The organism is uncultured Sneathiella sp. (genome assembly GCF_963976355.1).
In the GTDB taxonomy this organism is placed as follows: Bacteria; Pseudomonadota; Alphaproteobacteria; order Sneathiellales; family Sneathiellaceae; genus Sneathiella.
On the sequence record NZ_CAXBKA010000027.1, the window covers coordinates 1 to 2,565 of the forward strand.

At 57.2% G+C, this 2,565-nt stretch carries 5 protein-coding genes; all 5 read left to right on the forward strand.

Translation table 11 applies throughout. The features are described 5' to 3' along the window. Positions 1–641: conjugal transfer protein TraL (locus tag AAC599_RS20080; protein WP_339683427.1), on the forward strand; the 641-nt coding region annotated here is incomplete at its 5' end. Continuing rightward, a complete protein-coding gene (locus tag AAC599_RS20085; protein WP_339683429.1) occupies positions 641–1,081 on the forward strand; it encodes a hypothetical protein in 441 nt (146 codons plus the stop codon). The genes AAC599_RS20080 and AAC599_RS20085, both read left to right, overlap by 1 nt. An 18-nt stretch (positions 1,082–1,099) precedes the next feature. Next, on the forward strand, positions 1,100–1,414 hold the full coding sequence (locus tag AAC599_RS20090) for a TrbC/VirB2 family protein (protein ID WP_339683431.1): 315 nt from the start codon (positions 1,100–1,102) through the stop codon (positions 1,412–1,414). Beyond that, positions 1,411–1,710, forward strand: coding sequence for a hypothetical protein (locus AAC599_RS20095; RefSeq protein WP_340152145.1), 300 nt, complete (start codon positions 1,411–1,413; stop codon positions 1,708–1,710). The genes AAC599_RS20090 and AAC599_RS20095 overlap by 4 nt, the downstream gene beginning before the upstream one ends. Next, positions 1,707–2,565 (forward strand): hypothetical protein (locus AAC599_RS20100; protein WP_340152146.1); only part of this gene is annotated, 859 nt, incomplete at its 3' end. The genes AAC599_RS20095 and AAC599_RS20100, both read left to right, overlap by 4 nt.

Here is a 2,565-nt window from a genome sequence, read left to right on the forward strand (position 1 = left end):
ATTGCTATGACACCGATCCGGTCAACCAGACCTTTGCCGGATATAAAGCCTTCCCCGTCGAGACTATTCGCCTGGGCGAACGTCCCGATGAGATCAATCCGCGCTATTTCGATGCGCTGATCGAACAGATCATGACTGGCCCGGAAGACGGCGTTGTCGTCATCGATAACGGGGCCAGCACTTTCCTGCCGCTGCTAGGCTATATGGTCGAAGCTCAGGCGCTGCAGATGCTGGCTGATGCCGGTCATGAAGTCCGGCTTCACACGGTCCTGACAGGCGGCCAAGCATTGAACGACACCATGCAGGGCCTGCATCAGGTTTTGCAAAGCGTTCCTGATATTCCGGTTGTCGTTTGGCTCAATGAGTATTTCGGACGGATCGAACGCAAGAATGCATCCGGTGAGATCGAGAGCTTCGAGCATTCAGGTCTCTACAAGAAAAACAAGAACCGCATTCACGCGCTGGTGCGCTTGCCCGAGGTCCGCAAAGAAACCTTTGGCCATGACATCGAGCAGATGATGCGCGCCCGCCTGACCTTCGACGAGGCAGGCAGCCATGCCGACTTTCCCTTGATGTCGCGCCAACGCCTGATGATGACTTGGCGTAGCATTGGGGCCTCCATGGAACAGGCGGTACTGTGATGGCCAGTGTTCTTGATGAGGCTCCGCCGCCGCCCCTGACCATGGACAGCATCGAAGAGCTGCGCACCCATCTGTGGAAAGTTCATCAGGTCACCGTCGAGGACGGTGATCCGGTGCTCATGATCTACACTATCCACAAGGTCGTGCTCGACGAGCACCGCCGCCTGATCGATCAGCACAACCGAACCCTGTCGGGGATCATTCAGGCACAGGCAGACGCCTTCACCAGTGATGTCACAGCCGCCATCGAGGACTTCAAGAATGAAGCCCTGACCGATGCCGTGCGCGAACGTCTGTCGGCCATGCAGGAAGCCGCCCGCCTCGCCGATACGGCTCAGGACCGCTTTCGCAAGATGGTCAAGCTGATCTCCATCCTCACCGCCCTCAATCTGGTCGCCGTCGTCTTCACGCTGGGCGTCCTCACCGTTTTGACGATTTGACGACAAGGAAAACCGATCATGGATAAACGTAATCTTCTCAAAATTGCTGCCATCGCAGGCCTCGCGACATTGGCGATGACCGAACCGGCCTTTGCCCAAAGTACTGCCGGTGGGAACTGGTGGGATCCTGTTGTTTCCTTCCTCGAACTGCTGGCTGAAGGTTTTGGCAAAATATTTGCCATCGCGCTGGGTCTTGGCCTTGTCGTCTATGGCGGCTGGGCGGCATTCACCGGTCGGCTTGATCCACAGCGCGGCATCATGATGGTGATTGGCGGCATTCTGGTGACCGCAGGCCCGGCCATCGCATCCGGTCTTCTGGGGGTTCTCAAATGAAAGCCGCCAGTGCTGTTCTTATCCAGGCCCAACGACAGATGACCCTGATCGGCCTGCCCGTCAGTTTGCTTCTCGTAGCAGGGCTTGCCGGTGTGCTGGGCTTTGTGCTGCCCGTCGTGTTCGACATTCCGTTTTTGGTCATACCAGGCGGTCTGCTCGGATTTATCGTCGCATGGATCTATCTCGTCAAACATCAGCGGATCAATCCGAACCATGACCGCGAGTTGCTGGTTGCCCCAATGTTTTGGGGCAGCCGCAAGGGCGCGCGCCTCCTGACCACAGGAGGGCGCAAATGATCTGGACCGATGTGATCACGACTGGCCTTGTGAGTGGGATGGCTGGCGGCTTGGTTGTTCCAGCTGGTCGTCGCCTGTTGCTGGGCGACATTACCCAAGACTGGCTCCAGGACGAGTTGGAGCTCGACGGAATTGATCCGGTTGATGGTGTCACTGTCCGTGGCAAGGATGGATCGCTTTCTCGTGTCTGGCATCTTCAAGGAACCAGCTATGACGCAAGGATCGAAACCGAGCAACAGAGCTTGCTGCTGGGCCGTCAATCGCTGCTGCAGGAACTTGGCAAACGCAACATCGCCGTGCGGCTGTTTGCGATTAAACGCCGACGCGAGATTGCCGCAGATGCCACCTGGCCGAATGCTGTTCTTGACGAAATCGGCACCGCAGAAGCACAGCAATATAAATCAAGCTACTTCATCGACTGGTATCTGATGGCAACCGCTCAGGCGATGCAGCCCCTGCTGGATGCCGAAGAGAAGATCCCGGCCATTCTTTCGGAATACCGCCCCGAGTTGCTTGCCCGTTCTGACGACGATCAACCGTGTCTTCTGACAGGGTTCTTGAATGGGCTGGTCAGTGGCGAATATCGCCGCGATCTCCCGGCCATCAGCCGCAATCTGTCGGCCAACCTTCCAGCCTCGGATATTCATTGCGACAAGGTGACGGGCACCATCACCACGCAGGTTCCGACACAGCAGTTTCAGAAAGTCATCACGGTTACCCTCTGGCCAGAAACAGTGTCAGGCCATCTGATTGGCGAGATCCTCGCCCTGCAGGGTGATATCGAGATTTGCCAGATCTGTGATCCATGGGGCAGTGATCAGGCAATGCTGGTCAACAAGCGCCGCATGGCCGGGG

Excerpts from the sequence above, each read along its gene's own strand:
- AAC599_RS20085 (WP_339683429.1), top strand. The coding sequence starts at position 641 with ATGGCCAGTGTTCTTGATGAGGCTCCGCCGCCGCCCCTGACCATGGAC.
- AAC599_RS20090 (WP_339683431.1), top strand. The coding sequence starts at position 1,100 with ATGGATAAACGTAATCTTCTCAAAATTGCTGCCATCGCAGGCCTCGCG.
- AAC599_RS20095 (WP_340152145.1), top strand. The coding sequence starts at position 1,411 with ATGAAAGCCGCCAGTGCTGTTCTTATCCAGGCCCAACGACAGATGACC.